At 67.6% G+C, this 17064-nt stretch carries 10 protein-coding genes and 1 pseudogene; 8 read left to right on the forward strand and 3 right to left on the reverse strand.

Translation table 11 applies throughout. The annotated features are described in order from the left end of the window. Positions 1-19: 19 nt before the first annotated feature. Complete coding sequence (locus M0765_RS14350) at positions 20-1903, reverse strand: ABC transporter ATP-binding protein (protein WP_258504268.1); 1884 nt, start codon at positions 1901-1903, stop codon at positions 20-22. Next, positions 1792-5643 carry an FAD-dependent oxidoreductase gene (locus M0765_RS14355; RefSeq protein ID WP_258504269.1) on the reverse strand — a complete coding sequence of 1284 codons (3852 nt, stop codon included), beginning with the start codon at positions 5641-5643 and terminating at the stop codon, positions 1792-1794. The genes M0765_RS14350 and M0765_RS14355 overlap by 112 nt, the downstream gene beginning before the upstream one ends. A gap of 226 nt (positions 5644-5869) precedes the next feature. Between M0765_RS14355 and M0765_RS14360 the strand changes: the two genes are divergently transcribed. From M0765_RS14360 to M0765_RS14395, 8 genes and pseudogenes are all read left to right on the forward strand, one after another. Continuing rightward, a complete protein-coding gene (locus M0765_RS14360) occupies positions 5870-7687 on the forward strand; it encodes a RecQ family ATP-dependent DNA helicase (protein WP_258504270.1) in 1818 nt (605 codons plus the stop codon). A gap of 10 nt (positions 7688-7697) precedes the next feature. Further along, on the forward strand, positions 7698-9023 hold the full coding sequence (locus M0765_RS14365) for a lytic murein transglycosylase (RefSeq protein ID WP_258504271.1): 1326 nt from the start codon (positions 7698-7700) through the stop codon (positions 9021-9023). 130 nt (positions 9024-9153) lie between these two features. Next, on the forward strand, positions 9154-10407 hold the full coding sequence (locus tag M0765_RS14370) for a putative Na+/H+ antiporter (RefSeq protein WP_258504272.1): 1254 nt from the start codon (positions 9154-9156) through the stop codon (positions 10405-10407). 75 nt (positions 10408-10482) lie between these two features. Then, a complete protein-coding gene (locus M0765_RS14375) occupies positions 10483-12126 on the forward strand; it encodes a hypothetical protein (protein WP_446751555.1) in 1644 nt (547 codons plus the stop codon). A 58-nt stretch (positions 12127-12184) separates the two neighbouring features. After that, on the forward strand, positions 12185-12772 hold the full coding sequence (locus M0765_RS14380; RefSeq protein ID WP_258504273.1) for a helix-turn-helix domain-containing protein: 588 nt from the start codon (positions 12185-12187) through the stop codon (positions 12770-12772). A 14-nt stretch (positions 12773-12786) separates the two neighbouring features. Further along, positions 12787-13320, forward strand: a complete 534-nt coding sequence (locus M0765_RS14385; RefSeq protein ID WP_258504274.1) for a GNAT family N-acetyltransferase — start codon at positions 12787-12789, stop codon at positions 13318-13320. 66 nt (positions 13321-13386) lie between these two features. After that, positions 13387-15033: a Mur ligase gene (locus M0765_RS14390; RefSeq protein ID WP_258504275.1), complete on the forward strand. Its 1647-nt coding sequence runs from the start codon at positions 13387-13389 to the stop codon at positions 15031-15033. After that, a pseudogene (locus M0765_RS14395) lies at positions 15030-16096 on the forward strand (aldose epimerase family protein). The gene M0765_RS14390 and the pseudogene M0765_RS14395 overlap by 4 nt, the downstream one beginning before the upstream one ends. Before the next feature lie 4 nt (positions 16097-16100). Here the strand turns inward: M0765_RS14395 and M0765_RS14400 are convergent. Further along, the gene (locus M0765_RS14400; RefSeq protein WP_258504276.1) at positions 16101-17051 is read right to left on the reverse strand and encodes an SMP-30/gluconolactonase/LRE family protein; all 951 of its coding nucleotides are present in this window, start codon (positions 17049-17051) and stop codon (positions 16101-16103) included. Positions 17052-17064 lie beyond the last annotated feature (13 nt).

A 17064-nucleotide genomic window follows, 5' to 3' on the forward strand; every position in this document is an offset into this window, starting at 1 on the left:
CGGCTGCTTCAGGAGGCAATCAGGGCGTTTCCTGCCCTTCGGCCTGCAGCCTCCAGAGCTCGGCATACACGCCGCCGAGCGCGACGAGCTCGTCAGGCGTGCCGTCTTCGACGATGCAGCCGTTGACCAGCACGATGATCCGGTCGAAGTTGGCCACGGTCGAGAGCCTGTGCGCCACGGCCACCACCGTGCGTCCATGCATCAGCCGCCCCAGCGCCGCTTGTATTTCGGCCTCGGATCGACTGTCGAGTGCCGAGGTGGCTTCGTCCAGCAGCAGCACCGGCGCGTTCTTCAGCATGGCGCGCGCAATGCTGATGCGCTGGCGCTGCCCGCCCGACAAGCGCGCGCCGCGCTCGCCCACGACGGTGTCGTAGCCGTGCGGCAGGGCGCGTATGAAGTCGTCGCACAAGGCATGGCGCGCGGCGGCCACCACCTGCGCGTTGGTTGCATCGGGGTTGCCGTAGCGCAGGTTCTCCATGACGCTGCGGTGAAAGAGCGACACGTCCTGCGGAACCACGCCGATCGCGTCGCGCAGGCTGTCTTGCCGCACCTGTGAAATGTCGACGCCGTCGACCATGATGCGGCCGTAGGTCGGGTCCATGATGCGTCCGATCAGCCGGATGAAGGTCGACTTGCCCGCGCCCGACGGGCCCACCACGCCGAGCCGCTGCCCCGCAGGAATGACGAGGTCCAGATGCTCGAAGATCGGCCGCTCGTCGTTGTAGGCAAAGCCCACGTCGTCGAAGACGATGGTGCCGGCGCGGGGCAGGAAGGGCGGCGCATGCGGCTTGTCGGAAACCTCGTGCGGCACCGTCACCACGTGCAGCATTTCGGCAATCACGCCGAAGTGCTGCGAAGCATCGACCAGCGACAGCGCAAGCTCCCGCGAGCCGTGCAGGATGCGAAAGGTCAGCGCACTGATCAGCACCACGTCGCCCGCCATGTTCTCGCCCGCGCGCCAGGCCTCCACGGCCCAGATCAGCATCGAGCCCGCCATGAGCCACATGCACACGTCGTGGAAGGCGCGAGCCTTCTCCAGAAAAAGCCAGCTGCGGCGCTGGGCCTGCGCCTCCAGGCCGAAGGCTTCGCGCAGCCGCCGGTACTCGCGCTCGCGCGCCGAAAACGCCATGACGGTGAAGATGTTGGAGACCACGTCCACCAGCTCGCCGCCGACCTGCGATGCCTTTTCGGCAAAGGCCTGCTGCAGGGGCCGCACGCGGAGCCCGAAGAAATACATGAAGCCCGCCACCACCGCCACAAAGGCGATCAGCGTGAGCGCCATGCGGATGTCGATGGTGCACAGCACCACCACCGCACCCAGAAAGTCGACGCAGGGGGGCAGGATCTTCCAGATGAGCGTGCCAAAAATGGCGCCGGTGGCGCCGGCCGTTACCGTGATGCGGTTGCCGAGCGACCCCGCGAGATGGCGCGAGAAATATTCGAGCGAATGGCCCGAGAGATGGCGGAACAGGTCGAGCCGCACGTCCACGCCCGTGCGCACCACGGTCAGGCAGCCGAGCCAGCCGCTCAGCCGCCAGAAGGCGCTTTCGGCGCCGATCAGCACGATGAACAGGCCGAGCCACTGCCACACAGCGCGCGAGGTGCGGTCTTCGCTGGCCATCGTGTCGACGATCAGCTTCATGCCGTACTGCACGCCCACCGAGCATGCGGCGGCGGCAACGATCAGCGCGAGCAGCGCACCGAAGGCCCCCCGCCGGCGCTGAACGTAGTGCCACAGGAAAGCGATGGGCCGGCCCGGCAGCGGGGAGGCGCCGGTTGTGGCCGCGGCGTTCAGGCTGCCACCGCCACGGCCGGTGGCGCCGGGTTGGCATTCAGGCCGAGCGCCGCTTCCGCCGCCTTGCGCCCGGCCACGAAGGCGTGGTCGGAGTTGTAGTACTCCCATTCGCTGTAGCGGCCCGCCAGCAGGATGTCGGCTTCGGCCAGCCAGTTGCGAATGGCTTGCACATGCGCCGCGCGCGCATGGTCGTACACCACGTAGGCACAAGGCATGTCGACTTCGTTCGCGGCAAGAAGCTGGTCGTCGGGCCGCAGCAGCCCCACGCGCACGCAGTCATCGAAGCAGCGGCGCACCAGCGCGTCGCCCTCGGCCGGCAGCGGCTTCAGCGGCGAATAGGTGATCTCGCAGGTCAGTCCGAAACCGCCCGGCGCGTTGCAATGCGGGCTGGCGTTGCCCTGCACGAAGATGCGGTGGAACACCGTGTCCTCGGGGTAGTAGATCCAGTGCTTGTCGGTGATGTTTTCGCGCGCCACGCCCAGGTTGACGCAGCGCACCGACACATGGCGCAGGTGGCGGGCGGCCTCGCGCACGAACGCGGGCGCCTCCGCGCCGATGGCTTCCACCAGCCGGGGCAGCGGCATGGTGCTGATCAGCGTGTTGAACGACACGGTACGGCCGTTGTCGAAAGTCACGGTCTTGCGCGAGGGCGACACGGCGGTCACCCGCGTGCCAAGCGCCAACTCTCCTTCGAGCAGCGGCAGGAAGCCGTTCATCAGCGCCTGGAAGCCGCCGCGCAGCGGGTAGCCGAAGCGCGCGTTGGGGCCGACGGGCTTGCGCACCGGTTGCAACGCGCCCTCGATCATTTCTTCCAGGTCGGGCAGCGGCACGCGTCCGCCGAGCCAGGAGGTTTCCATCTCGCTGAGCGGCACGGCCCATAGCTTGCGGTTGTACGGAATGGCAAAGTGCTTGGCCACGCCTTCGCCCCAGACCTTGTAGATGAACTCCTCGAAGTTGCGAGGCGGTGTGGCGGGCGTTGCCGCATGCGGCATGGCTGGCGCAGGGCTCTCCAGCGCGGCGGGTGGCGCCGCCGCGCGCGAAGGGCCGGTGGGCGAAACGCGCAGCTCCGGCTTGCCGATGCTGCCGAAGCGTGCCTCGATGGCGCCGATCAGGCATTCCTTGAGCACCGGCGGCGGCAGGCCGTGCAGCGCCGACTGGAAGGGGTAGCGCGTATAGACCGACTTGCTGTAGATCCAGGCCTCGCGGTCCTGCCAGTGCACGTTGTCGCCGAGCAGGCGCTTGTACAAATCGAGCACGTACGGATCGTTGGAGAACATGATGTGCCCGGCGTAGTCGAAGGTGAAGCCCTTGTCTTCGACCGAGCGGCACCATCCGCCGACGGTTGCGTTCTGTTCGACCAGCAGGCTGCCGCGGCCCGCGTGCAGTGCAGCGGCCAGGCCGGTAGGCCCGGCGCCCAGGATCACGGTGGCATAGGCATCGGAAATTCCGTCGACCTGCTCGTTCGCAGCAGGCGCCAGCGTAATGGGCGCGATCGTGTTGTTGCTGCTGGTGCCATGCGCCTGCGGGGGCGCTTGCCTCGTGCGCTTCTTTTCGTCTTCCTTCTCGATCAGCGACGCCATCTCGTCCGCGGTGCGGTCCCAGGACGTGGCCTGCACGATCGCCTCGCACGCGCTGGCCTGCCGTGCCTGCTCTTCAGGGCCGCGTGCGAGCACGGCTTCGCATGCTTCGACGAAGGCTGTGCTGCCATGGGCAATGGACACCACGCCTGCATAGGGGCCGACCACGTCGTGGATCGGCGTGCTGACCACCGGGCGGCCGGCCGCCATGTACTCGAGCGTCTTGGTGGGGCTGATGTAGCGCGTGGCCTCGTTCAGCGCAAAGGGCATCAGGCACACGTCCCAGCCGCCGATCAGCGCCGGCAGCTCGTCATAGCCGCGCTGGCCGAGCCAGTGGATGTTGGGCCGCTGCGGCAGCGTGGCGGGGTCGATCTTCACCACCGGGCCGACGGCCGCGATCTGCCATTCGGCATGCGCGTCGGCCAGCGCGGCAAGAATGTCCAGGTCGATGCGCTCGTCGAACACGCCGCAATAGCCGAGCCGCGGGCGGCCGATGCCGGCCTGGGCCTGATGCTCCCGGTGGTCGCCGGGCGCGCGCGCAAAGTGGGCCGCGTCGACGCTGCTCGGAAAGCAATGCACGCGGGGGTGCCGCTCGCGCTTCGACTCGTACAGGCTCTGGCCTCCGGTAAACACCAGGTCGGCCGCCTGCAGCAGGGCGCTCTCGCGCTGCAAAAGCTGGCGCGGCGCGTGGCGAAATGCGGAGAGCTCGTCCATGCAGTCGTACACCACGCCGGCGGGGGACAGCCCAGCGGCCAGCGGCATGGCCATGGGCGTGTAGAACCACAGCCAGTAGTCATCGATGGCCACTTCGCCCAGGTATTCGGCAAGCAGCTTCTGCAGCTGCGGAATGTGATCGTCGTGAAAGCCCGGCGCACCGGCGGTGAGGTGCGGGCGCAGCACCACCACGCCTTCGCAGGGCGAGAGCATCTCGAGCACCGGCTGGGCTGCGCCCGGCATCGGCTCTTCGACGAACACCACGGGGAAGCGGTGCGCCAGCCGCGAAAGCAGCTGCTGCGGGCGCTGGTAGACGAAGTTCCAGCGCAGGTGGGAGAAGACGATCAGGTGAGTCATGGGCTTTCCTGGAGTTGAAGGCGATGAAGAAGGAGGTGCTTCGGTGCCGGCCAGCAGGGCCTGCCAGTGCTCCAGGCGGCGAGCCGACGGGCGGTGAAGGGTTCGCGCGCCCGTGCGTTCGTCCACGTCCCACAGGCCGCTACGGTGCCAGGCGCGGGCGTCTTCCCAGTCGGGGCGGTCGATGAGCGGGTACAGGCAGATGCCTTGCAGCGGTACTCCGGCCGTCTTGCAGCGCATGGCCAGCGAGCCCACTTCGTCGATCCACTGCGCGCGCCCATCGCCGACATGGCCGGTCTCGGCGATGAACGTGGGGCGGCCGTAGCGCTCGCACACCTCGGCCACCATGGCCACGGGATCGCGGCGGCGCGCATCGCGCAGGTGCCAGTGGAGGCGCTCGTTGGACGGGTGCTCCCACTGGTTGTTGTGGTAGTAGTTGAGGCCCAGAACATCCAGGTAGCGGGGTGCGCCGCCAAGGCCCGGTTCGAGCCGGCCGCAGAGCATGTCCCAGGCCTGGTATTGCGCGGCGGAAAGCGCGCGCACCTCCCCGGCCCATTCGGGCTGGTCGCCCGTGGGCACGATGTGGATGATGGGATCGGTGTGCACGATGCGCGCATCCGGGCAGGTGGCCCATAGCGCATCGCAGGCCTGCAGCGCGGCGCGCGCAAGATTGCACTTGAGCTCGTAGCCGCGTTCGGGCGAGTCGGCCTGGAACGGATGGATCAGCGGCGTGCTGCTGGCGGCCCAGCTCAGGAAGGAGATCTCGTTGACGGGCTGGAAGAAAAGCGGCTCGCCATCGCTGCTGTCTTTCAAGGCACGCGCAACCTGGTCGCAGAAGCCGGCAAGGCGCGCGGGAAAGTCGCGCGAAAACATGTCCACGCCGTCCGGCACTCCGTAGTGGTGAATCGTCCAGATGACCTGCAAGCCGAACTTGCGGGCGGCCTCTGCGGTGCGTGCGAGGCGCGCCATTTCAGCGCCGAGCCCTGCCGCGGCGCTTGCGCGCCAGCCGATGCTCTCGCGAATGGTGCGAATGCCGAAGCGCGCGAGCTGGGCGTAGTCTTCCTCCAGCCGCTCCCAGTGGCCGTTGCTGCGGTTCATCAGCACCTGTTCGCGGCGGCTGTTCAGGTGGTCGGCACCTTCGAAGCCTCCCATCCAGAACGAACGGAACAGTGGCTTGGCGGAGGGCGGTACGGCTGTGTTCAAGGTGGTTCTCTTCTTGTCGGGGATGGACGCCCTGCTGGCGCGGCCCTTGTGCAGGGCAACGGCCATGCCCGCATGGGTAAGCATTGGCCCGGCTACAGGACCAGCACACGTCCGCAGCATTTGCGGCAATTTGTGCCGCCATGCAGTCAGCGCGCCGCGCCGACACGGTACGTGGGCGCGTCTCACAAAGCGGCTGCCGTGCGGCACGCAGATTGACGGCCAGCACATGCAACAGAGGAGAAGCAAACTGGAGAAGAGCACGCAGCAAGGAAAAACCACACGGCCTTCCACCCGCAAGAAACGGGCAGCGTCGACGACAGACGTCGACGTGGAGCGCGTGCTTCACGAAGTGTTCGGCCACGAGCGCCTGCGCCCCGGGCAGCGCCGCGTGATCGACAGGGTGGTCGCGGGCGAATCGACGCTCGCCGTCATGCCCACGGGCGCCGGCAAATCGCTCTGCTACCAGGTGCCCGCGGTTCTCGCGTCCGGGCAGACGGTGGTGGTCTCGCCCTTGATCGCGCTCATGAAAGACCAGTGCGAAAAGCTCGACGCCAAAGGCGTGCGCGCCGTGCAGCTGAACAGCCTGTGCGCCGCCGACGAGATCGATGCGGCGGAAGCAGCCATTGCCGACGGCTCCGCGCGCGTGATCTTCAGCACGCCGGAACGATTGGCCGACGCTGCCTTTCTGAAGCTGCTGCAGCAGCGGCCGACTTCCTTGCTGGTCGTCGACGAGGCGCATTGCATCTCGCAGTGGGGGCACGACTTTCGGCCCGCGTTCCTGGAGATAGGCGCGGCGGTGCGCGCCCTGCGCAAGCCGGTGGTGCTGGCGCTCACGGCCACCGCCAACGACGAGGTGGCCGATGAGATCATGGAGAAGCTCGGCATCCCTCGCGCGGGCCTGATCGACACCGGTGCCTACAGGCCCAACCTGCACTACACGGTCGAGCCGATGATGCGGGAGGAAGACAAGCTGCAGCGTGCGCTTGCGCTGGTTGCGGGCCTCGAAGGAAGCGGCATCGTCTACACCGCCACGGTGAAGGCGGCCGAGTCGCTTGCCGCCAGCCTCGCGGACGCGGGCGAGTCGGTGGGCCTGTACCACGGCAAGCAGCGCTCGAGCGAGCGGCACGCGGCGCAAGATGCGTTCATGGCCGGCAAGCTCCGCGTGATGGTGGCCACCAATGCATTCGGCATGGGCATCGACAAGCCCGACATCCGCTTTGTGCTGCACTACCAGATGCCCTCGAGCCTGGATGCCTACTACCAGGAGTCGGGTCGCGCCGGCCGTGACGGCGAGCGCGCGGATTGCGTGTTGCTCTATCTGCGGCGCGATAGGGCCGTGCAGCAGTTCTTTCTGGCCGGCTGGCTGCCCGAGGTACCCGAACTGCGCGCGCTGCAGCAGGCGTTGTCGAGCCCGCCTCCCGCGGCCGAAGGTTGGACGGCGACGGAGCTCCAGCAGCGCGCACGTCTTCCGCGTGGCAAGCTTCGCGTGTTGCTGAGCCTGCTGCGGCAGGAGCGCCTGCTGAAGCGCAACAGCGAGGGCCTGCTGCGCTGGGCAAGAAAGCAGCCGCTCGAAGACGCCGAGCTCGACGCGCTGCTGAACGGCCACCGCGAAAAGCGCGAGCAGGAGCGCGAGGCGCTGGAGCGCATGACCTTCTATGCGACCACCGGCATGTGCCGATGGCAGGTGCTTCTTTCGGGATTGGGGAGCGACGAGCTCGCGCAGCGCTGTGGTGCCTGCGACAACTGCGTGCGGCTGGCCAGGCACGAGCGGGCGCAGGCCGCGCGAGATGCGCAGGCGGAACCAGTGGCCGAAGAAGAAGCCGGCGCCACTTCGCCGCGTGTCGCCTTTGCCAAAGGTGATTCGGTGCGCGTTCCGCGCTATGGCGTCGGGTCCGTGGCAAGTGCCGATGCGGTCTCCGTCACGATCGAATTTGCGGATGGGAGCCAGCGCTGCTTTCAGCCTGAGTTCGTGCGTCCGGCGCTCGCGCGGCGGGCGGGCCGCGCGGTGCAGCGTCTGGTAACAGGCCCTGCGAGCCAGCGGTGAGAATCGATGAATGCATCAAGCAAGCAATCTTTCCATTCCTCGTTTCAACAGGTTCGCACTCTTGGCCGCATCGGCGGCCGTTGCTGCATTGCTGGCCAGCTGCGCCTCCGCTCCACCGCCCGTTAGCGCGAAGCCGCCCGCATCGGCAACCGGCGCCCGGCCCGCACCCGGACCCACGGCGCCAGCAGCGACGGGCGCGGACGACGCGGATGTCGAACAGCGGTTCGCGAAGTGGATTGCCGACTTTCGCGCCGCCGCGCGCACGCAAGGCATCAGCGACGCAACGCTGCACAGCGCGTTCGACCAAGTCCAGTACTTGCCGCGCGTGATCGAGCTCGATCGCGCCCAGCCCGAATTCACGCGCACCGTCTGGGACTACCTCGACAACGCCGTTACGCCGCAGCGCGTGGCCACGGGACAGGACAAGCTCCTGCAGGTGCGCACCGAAGCCGATGCGGCCGCTGTGCGCTATGGCGTGCCGCCCGCGGTGATCGTCGCCATCTGGGGCATGGAAAGCAACTACGGCGGCAACTACGGCAATACCCCGGTCGTCGACGCGTTGGCCACGCTCGGTTTCGAAGGGCGCCGCGAAGATTGGGCCAAGCGCGAGTTGCTGGCCGCATTGAAGATTCTCGACAGCGGCGACATCGCGCGCGAGCGGATGATCGGTTCCTGGGCCGGTGCCATGGGCCAGACGCAGTTCCTGCCCTCCAACTTCCTGGCCTATGCGGTGGATGCCGACGGCGACGGTCGGCGCGACATCTGGGGCAGCATGCCCGATGTGGTGGCTTCCACCGCCAACTTTCTTTCGCGCTCCGGCTGGCAGGCCGGTGTGCCGTGGGGCGTGGAAGTGCGGTTGCCGCCGGGCTTCGACTACGGCCGTGCCGATACGTCGGTGCGGCAGTCGTCCGGGCAATGGGCGGCCGAGGGGCTGCGCGCGATCGACGACCAGCCGTTGCCGGAGTTTGCCGAGGCCACGGTGCTGCTGCCCGCCGGGGCACGCGGGCCGGCCTTCCTGATCGGGCCGAACTTTCGTGCCGTTCTGCGCTACAACAACTCGACCAACTACGCACTCGCGGTCGGGCTTCTTGCGCAGCGCCTGGGCGGCGGGCCGGGGGTGCAGGCGGCATGGCCGCGGGACCTGCCCGCGCTCTCGCGCAGCCAGATGGTCGAGCTGCAAACCGCGCTCAACCAGCGCGGCTTTGCAACCGGCGCAGCGGATGGCGTGATGGGCCCCGCCACGCGCGAGGGACTGCGCCGCTACCAGCGCAGTGTCGGCCTGCCGGCGGACGGCTATCCCAGCGCGGAGCTGCTGCAGCGCCTGCAGCAGCCATAGCCTGACCTGCAGCGATTGACGGGCTGCGGTGCATGCCCGTTAAACTGGCATCGGGTGCGAGGCTGCTTTCCATGGCGTCGCAGGTTCATGCGCTGGTCGGGCCGCCGCGCGGAGCAGTCACGCCAATCCCATGCAAGAACCCACCATCCAGTACATTGCCGCAGGCCTCTTCGCCGTCGCGCTCATCCACACCTTTGCCGCCAAGCAGTTCGAGCGGCTGTCGCACCGCTTTCCCCGTCATGCCGGCCTGTTCCACCTGCTGGGCGAGGTGGAAGTCGTCTTCGGCTTCTGGGCCATCGTGCTCGTCCTTGCCATGGCCCTGGTGGTGGGCGGCGGCCCGGCGCTCGGCTATGCGGAATCGCGCAACTACACCGAGCCGCTCTTCGTCTTCGTGGTTATGGTGGTGGCCGCTTCACGGCCCGTGCTGCGCACGGTGATGTCGGGTGTGAGCCTTGTCGCACGGGTGCTGCCGGTGCCCACGCCCATGGCATCGGCCTGGCTCGGCCTGGCGGCCGTGCCGCTGCTGGGCTCGCTCGTCACCGAGCCGGCGGCCATGACCATTGCGGCGTTGATGCTCGCACCGCAGATCTTCCGGCCGCAAGTGCCTGAGCCGGTGAAGTACCTGGCGCTGGGCGTGCTGTTCGTCAACATATCGATCGGCGGCACCCTCACGTCGTACGCCGCGCCGCCGGTGCTGATGGTCGCTTCGACATGGCAGTGGGACAGCGCATTCATGCTCGCCACCTTCGGATGGAAGGCCGCCATTGCGGTGCTGGTCAACGCAACCGTGGCCACCTTCGTGCTGCGCAAGCACCTGAATGCTGCGCCGTCGGCTGCAGAGGCCGAAGCGCCCGTGCCGCCCGCCGTGGCCCTGGTGCACCTGGCGCTGCTCGCCGGCATTGTGCTGTTCGCCCATCATCCGGTGGCGTTTCTCGGGCTCTTCCTGATGTTTCTCGGGTACACGCAAGCCTACGAACGCCACCAGAGCCCGTTGATCATCAAGGAGGCGCTGCTCGTCGGTTTCTTTCTGGCCGGGCTGGTGGTGCTGGGCGGAATGCAGCAGTGGTGGCTGGAGCCGGTGGTTTCGAGCCTGCAGCCGCTGGCGCTGTTCTTCGGCGCGCTGGGCCTCACGGCCATTACGGACAACGCGGCGCTCACCTACCTGGGCTCGTTGATCGCGAACATCTCGGACGAATCCAAGTACATGCTGGTCGCCGGTGCGGTGGCCGGCGGCGGCTTGACGGTGATTGCCAACGCGCCCAATCCGGCGGGCGTGGCGTTGCTCAAGCGCGGCTTCTCGGACGAAACTATCGGCGCCGGTGGCTTGCTGCTGGGGGCGCTCGGGCCGACGGTGGTGGCTGCCGCGGCATTCATGCTGCTGTAGCGCAACGGCCGCCCGGCGCGTGAAGATCGGCAGCGGTGTGATCGCGCCGCGCACGCAGATGAAGGAGACAAGAGCATGTTCATGCGTTGTCGCACGGGCCTGGCCGCTGGCGCGGCGTTCATGGCCTTGGCAACGGCGGGCTGCGCCCACCAGGGCGGCGCCGCTTTCACGCACGCTCGCCCTGAGCCGCCGCCCACCGATTGCCGCGCCTGGGTGGGAGTCGACCGCAATCACGAGCTGCCCGGCTACCTGCTGCCGCAGCCCGGCGGCGATACTGTTTGCGTGCCGCTCGGCGTCAACGCGCATCGGCCTCCCGCGGGGTATGCAGGCGACTACTACGTCGACGAGTTCACCGACGCACGCCTGAAGGAGCGCTGGCGTGCTTGCAAGGCTGATGCCGCCTGCTTTGCGCGCATCGACGCGCAGGTGCAGCGTTGGCTGCCACCGAACAAGGCGCGTTCGACCCGCTCGACCGGCACCGTCGATCCCTCGGGAAAGATCGATCCCGATGGCGCGGTGGACCTGCGGCAGATCCGCCGCCCGGCCTTCTTTGCGAAGGCGCCTTATGCGGAGGCCATTGCGCGGGCCGATGCCAGCACCTACATCGTCGAGTTCACCGTGCCGCGCGACACCTTCGAGCGCATCGACCTGAAGATGACCGACCCCGTCAAGCTGCGCGGCTGGTACATCGAAGGCCGCGGTGTCGATGACGGCAAGGGCGGCATCACGCGCGCGCTGGTGGTCATGGCGCCGGGCGGCGGCGGGCAGCTCACGGCGATTCAGCATCCCGACGAGAAAGCCTACCGCATCGATCCGGCCACGGGCAGGGCAGTGGACATCCGCTTTCCGAATGCCACGACCGAAACGATGGGGCAGCGCTGGTGGCGCGAGAACCTCGATGCGCTGAACCAGGCGGGCTTCGACGTGCTGGCCTACGACCGGCGCGGCGAGGGCATCTCGGGCGGGTTCAGCGACACGAACACGCTGGAGCAGGGCGAAGACGTCTTTCGCGTTCTGGCGCAGTTCGACACCGGCAACGGCCTGCGGCTTCTCACGCCGGACGGGCGCACGCTTGCAGGCGATGAGGCGGCCGGCAGGCTGCTGGGCGGCATGAAATCGACACGCATTCCCATCCTGCTGGGCGGCTATTCGCGCGGCTCCATGTCGACGGCCTGGGCCATGGCCAAGAACTTTTCAGGTGCATGCAGCTACGACATGCCGGTGCCCGAATGTGCTCCGCCCAAGGGGCTCGCAAACATCAAGGGTGCGATTCTGCTGGCGTCGTTTGCGAGCGGCGCGGGGTACTTGCCGTCGTCGCCCGACCTGGCCGACCGCAACCTGTTTCTTGGTGCCATGGCGGCGGACCATCACATCCTGTTCTATCCCAACTCGGCGCCGCTCGTGGGCATGCACCAGTGGCCGGCCGCCTTCTTCGGCAAGGGTTTGTGGGACCGCGCGGAAACGCTGGAGGGAACCGTTGCGGCCTACGACCGCATTCGCGGCGCGCGCGAAATCGTGGTGGCCCGAGCACCTCATTCGATCGAGACCTGGCCGGAGAGCGACCGGCAGTACCTGCGCGAGCGGATGGTCGCGTTTGCCAAGGTGGCGATTGCCGGCGGCACCGTGGTGCCGGACTCCAAGCCGTGGTCGAACCTGAAAGAGCTGGTCGCGACCACGCCCGATTTGTGGGAGCCCTCGTCCAAGCCCAAGGGCCGCTGAGGCAACTCTCATCGCGACTTGACTTTGTTTCCATCATGCTGGATATTCCTCCGACATCATGGAAAACCAACCCTCCAGCCTGAATGAACGCATCGCGCAGCGCGTGCGAGACCTGCGCGCCGGACGCGGCCTTTCGCTCGACGCGCTGGCCGTGCACTGCGGCGTCAGCCGCTCGATGATCTCGCTCATCGAGCGCGGCGAAAGCAGCCCGACGGCAGTGGTGCTCGAGAAGCTTGCCACCGGCCTGGGCGTTCCGCTGGCCTCGTTGTTCGAGGCACCCCAGCCCGAGGCCGGGCCGGTCTCGCGCCTGGCCGACCAGCCGCAGTGGCGCGATCCGCACTCCGGCTATGTGCGCCGCAACGTGTCGCCCGCCGGCACCGCATCGCCCATCCACATCGTCGAGGTGCTGTTTCCGCCCAAGGCGCGCGTGGCCTACGAAACCGCTGCGCGGGAACCGCAGGTGCACCAGCAGGTGTGGATGCTCGAAGGCACCGTCGAAGTCACGCTCGGCGACGAACACCACCGGCTCGACGCAGGCGACTGCCTGGCGATGGTGCTCGACCGGCCCATGAGCTACTACAACCCCACCCGCAAGATCGCGCGCTACGCCGTCGTGATCGCAACCTTCCCTTTTGGTTCAAGATGATTCGTGGAGATGAGATGACAGATACGGCAACACTCGCACCAAGCATTCGCGCCCTGACCAGCGTCAACGACGCGCACATCTGGCAGCTTGCCGATGTGCTCATCGACTGCGTGGAGGGCGGTGCATCCGTCAGCTTCATGCTGCCGCTCACGCGCGATCGCGCACTCGCCTTCTGGCAGCGCGTGGGCGAAGGCGTGGCACGCGGCGAGCGCGCGCTGCTGGTGGCCGAAGATGCGCAAGGCATCGTCGGAACCGTGCAGCTCGTGCTCGATCAGCCAGAGAACCAGCCGCATCGCGCGGAGGTGTCGAAGATGCTCGTGCACCGGCGGGCCAGGCGGCAGGGCATTGGTGCGGTGCTGATGCAGGCCGCCGAGCAGCTTGCCCGCGAAGCGGGAAAGACCTTGCTGGTGCTCGACACATCGAGCGCCGAGGCCGAGCGGCTTTATGCCCGCCAAGGCTGGACGCGCGTTGGCGTGATTCCGGGCTTTGCACGGCTGCCGGGCGGCGAGCCCTGCGACACCACTTACTTCTACCGCGCGCTGGGCTAGGGTGACCGGTTCGGCGCGCGGCCTGTCATCATTCGCGCCTGCATGAACCAGGAAACGACCCTCCCCATGGATCTGTTGAATCGCGCCAGGCAGGTGCTGGCCGCGGCCGACGGCACGCTGCCGGGTGCCGCCGCCACGCCCGAGGCGGGCTGCGTCGCGTTCGTTGCGCTGGGCGACGGTGCGAGCCGCGCACGCGTCACGGCCGGGCGCGGTGCCACCGCCGAAGAGGCCTGGCAGCAGGCGGGCGATGCCGCGCTTGCGCTCGTCCGGCGCATCGGCCTGGAGCCCTGCCGCATGCGCGTGGAAATCGTCGACGAGGTCGAGCCCATGACCTGGGGCGCATTGAAAGAGCGCCTGTCACGCACCAAGCGCAACTACTTCAACCGGGGCGTGTCCTTCGACGCGAAGTTCGAGGTGGCGCTGCTCGCGCCCGAGATCAACGGCAGCGCCATTTTCTACAACGGCACCGTGGAACATGCGGAGCCCAACCCGGGCAACCTGCGCCTGCACGGGCAGAGGCGCTTCGCAAGAGACATCGACTTTCCCTCGGACGACGGCGCGCCGGTGTGGTGCTTCACCACCCGGGGCGCCTACGTCGATGCCGAGGGGGCATGGCCGCTTACGGCCAAGGGCCAGGCCGCGGGCTATCGAACGCTGCCTGAGTGGAATGCAAGCCAGGTGCGCCGCCTTGTGGACACCGCGAGCGACTACCTTGCCGCGCAGGTCAAGCCCTCGGGCGAGTTCTACTACGGATGGTTTCCGTGTTTCGACCGGCCGATTCCCACCTACAACACCCTGCGGCACGCGAGCTCGACCTACGCCCTGCTCGAGGCCTGGGAGCTGACCCGCAGCGACACCCAGAAGGCGGCCATCGACCGTTCGCTGGCCTTTTTGAAGAGCCGGCTCATCCGCCAGGTCGACCTGCCCGACGGCACGCGCGCCGCCTACCTGCTGGATGTGGGCAATGAAATCAAGCTCGGCGGCAATGCGGTGTGCCTGCTGGCGCTGGTCAAGTACACCGAACTCACCGGCGATGCGCAGTACCAGCCGTTGATGGAGCAACTCGCGCTTGGTATACGTGCCATGCAAGACCCGGCGAGCGGACGCTTCGTGCACGTGCTCAACCACCCGGGGCTCGACGTGAAGGATGAGTTCCGCGTTATCTACTACGACGGCGAAGCCGCCTTCGGCCTGATGCGCCTCTACGGCCTCACGCGCGATGAGCGGTGGCTTGCCGTGGTCGAAAAAGCCTTCGAGCATTTCATTGCCGCGGAACATTGGCGCGCGCACGACCATTGGCTGAGCTATTGCGTCAACGAGCTCACGCGCTATCGCCCTGAAACACGCTACTACCGGTTCGGCCTGCAGAACGTGGCCGACTACCTCGATTTCGTGCTGCAGCGCATCACCACTTTTCCGACGCTGCTCGAGCTGATGATGGCCGCGCGCGAAATGGTGGCGCGGCTCGACGCCGACCCCGCGTTGCGCCCGCTGCTCGAAGGGCTCGACCGCGACAAGTTCGACCGTGCGCTCGAGCATCGCGCGCGCTACCTGGCCAACGGTTATTTCTGGCCTGAGCTCGCGATGTTTTTCCGGAACCCCGACCGCGTGGCCGGTTCGTTCTTTATCAAGCACCACAGCTTTCGCGTTCGCATCGACGACGTGGAGCACTATCTTTCGGGCCTCGTCGCCTACTGGAAATACCGCCGATGAACAGCCGCATCACCTCGCGCGAGTTCGGCCGCATGCCCGATGGGCGCGCCGTGACCGAATACACCCTCGACAACGGCCGGGGCCTCAGCCTCAGCGCCATCAACCTTGGCGGCATCGTCACGGCGCTGCATGTGCCCGATCGCGGGGGCAAAGCAGCAACATCGTGCTCGGCCTGCCCACGCTCGAGGACTACCTGAAGCCGCATCCGCACTTCGGCACCATCGTCGGCCGCTATGCCAACCGCATTGCGGGCGGGCGCTTCACGCTGGACGGCGTTGCGCATCAGGTCGCGGTGAACAACGGCGCCAACTCGCTGCATGGCGGGCACAAGGGCTTTGGTACGCGCTTCTGGCACATCGAAGAAGTGCCGGCAGACAGCGCGGCGGGCGAAGTGGCCATTGAGCTGCGCTACACCAGTGCGGACGGCGAAGAGGGCTTTCCGGGCGAGGTGCAGGTGACCGTGCGCTACGTGCTCGGCACCACCGACAACACATGGCGCATCGACTACCGCGCCGAGGCCGACCGGGCTACGGTGTTGAACCTGAGCCACCACGACTACTTCAACCTGGCCGGCGGCGGTGCCGTGCGGGACCATCGGCTGACCATTCCGGCGAGCCGCTTCTGCCCTGTGGATGCGGGCCTGATTCCGCTCGGCCTTGCGCCGGTGGACGGAACGCCCTTCGACTTTCGCGTGCCCACGCAGATCGGTGCGCGCATGGGCGAGCCGCACGAGCAGTTGCGCGTGGCGGGCGGCTACGACCACAACTGGGTGCTCGACCGCGAGCCAGCCGGCTCGGCGCTGGCGGCACGCCTCGAGCACGAGCCTTCAGGCCGTGTGATGGAGGTGCTGACGACCGAGCCGGCAGTGCAGTTCTATTCGGGCAACTTCCTCGACGGCAGCATTCGCGGCCGCGACGGGGAAAGCTTCAACCAGGGCGCGGGCCTGTGCCTGGAAACGCAGCACTACCCCGATTCGCCGAACCAGCCAGGCTTTCCTTCGACAGTGCTCCGGCCCGGAGAAACGTTCAGCAGCAGCACGCTGCACCGCTTCGGCGTTGCTTGAATAGCTAGCCGTTGACCGCAGCCGCGCCGAACTCCGCGGCGGGCAGGCCGGGGCTCCCGATACGAACCGAGAACAGGGCGCCGGCCAGCGGCTCCGCTTCGAGCTGCTCGGCCGTGAGCCCGCTGCGCGCGGTGGTGATGTAGAGCGTGCACATGTCGTCGCCGCCGAAGGCGCAGTCCGTCACGTTGCTTGCGGGCAGCGCGATGCGGCACAGTTCGGCGCCGCTCACCGGGTCGTGGCAACTCACGCAGTGCCCGCCCCAGCGCGCAATCCACAACCGGCCGGCCGCGTCGGTCGTCATGCCGTCGGGCAAGCCGTCGCCGTCTGCAAAGCGTAGCCACACCCGCTTGTTGCTCACCGTGCCGGCTTCGCTGTCGAAGTCATACGCATACACGCAGCCTTCGACGGTGGCGTTGAAATACATCGTGCGTTCGTCGAGCGACCAGGTCGGCCCGTTGGTGACCGCAAAGCCGTCGTCGTGGCGCGTGCAGCGGCTGTCGGCGTCGAAGCGATAGAGCGCGCCCGTCGGCGCCACGCAGTCGAAGTCCATGGTGCCGCCCCAGAAGCGGCCCTTGCTGTCGCACTTGCCGTCGTTGAAGCGGTTGCCGGGCCGGTCGGTTTCGGGCTGGTGCAGGTAGCGCGGCGGCACATCGACTGCCGGGTCGAAGAAGGCGAAGCCGCGGCGCATCGTGACGATCAGCCCCGGCGCGCCCGCGCGCTCGGCCAGGGCGGTGATCTCTTCGTCGAACTGCCAGCTTTGGCGCGCGCCGCTTTGCGGGTCGTAGCGGTACAGGCGGCATCCGAGGATGTCGATCCAGTAGAGCGCCCGTTCGCTCGGCGACCACAGCGTGCCCTCGCCGAGCGTGGCCTCCGCCGGCCACAGGCATTCGGGCTGGCCGAGGATGGTTGGCGCACCGAGGGGTGCGGGCGTGGATGTGCTGCCGTTCTGGATCATTTGTTTTTGTGCC

Source organism: Variovorax sp. S12S4 (genome assembly GCF_023195515.1).
In the GTDB taxonomy this organism is placed as follows: Bacteria; Pseudomonadota; Gammaproteobacteria; order Burkholderiales; family Burkholderiaceae_C; genus Variovorax.